Genomic DNA, 662 nt, shown 5'->3' on the forward strand with positions numbered 1-662 from the left:
CCTAAGCGCGTGTTGGACAGCCTGGTGCTGCCCTTGGCCACGACACGGCCGTCGGTATTGCCCCGGAATGATCGAGACCAACTGGCCTATGTCATTTACACCTCGGGGTCGACTGGCAGGCCGAAGGGGGTTGCTGTCACACATCGAGGTATATCCAGCCTGGTGGAGGCTCAGGCAGAGCGCTTCGGTATCGATAGCAAAGCACGTGTCTTGCAGTTCGCGTCGGTGTCCTTCGATGCTTCAGTCTCTGAAGTCTTTATCACATTGCTCAGCGGTGCCCGGCTCGTGCTGGCCGATGCCCAACTGATGTCGGCGCAAAGGCTGGCCGGGTTGGTCGAGCGCCAGCACATCACATGCGCGACATTGCCGCCGGCGTTGCTGTCAGTCATGGATCCGAAATCATTTCCGAGCGACTGCACCATCGTGATGGCAGGTGAGGCCGCGAACGCCAATACCGTCCTGCGTTGGGCAAAGGGACGCAGGCTCATCAATGCTTACGGGCCGACCGAGTCGACCGTGTGTGCCACCATGACTCTGCCTTTGTGTGCGCAGGAATCGGCGCAACTGTCGATCGGGCGCCCAATCTGGAACACCCGGGTGTATGTGCTCGATAGCGGCCTGCTGCCATGCCCGGTGGGGGTGAGCGGCGACCTTTATATTGC

Annotated in this window: 1 protein-coding gene; it reads left to right on the top strand. The window is 60.6% G+C overall.

What is annotated here, in order from left to right; genetic code table 11:
- Positions 1-24: 24 nt before the first annotated feature.
- On the top strand, positions 25-662 hold a 638-nt coding region (locus tag DK870_RS29140), incomplete at its 3' end, for an AMP-binding protein (RefSeq protein ID WP_372241751.1).

This window comes from Pseudomonas sp. Q1, from assembly GCF_009935975.1.
GTDB classification, from domain to species: Bacteria; Pseudomonadota; Gammaproteobacteria; order Pseudomonadales; family Pseudomonadaceae; genus Aquipseudomonas; species Aquipseudomonas palleroniana.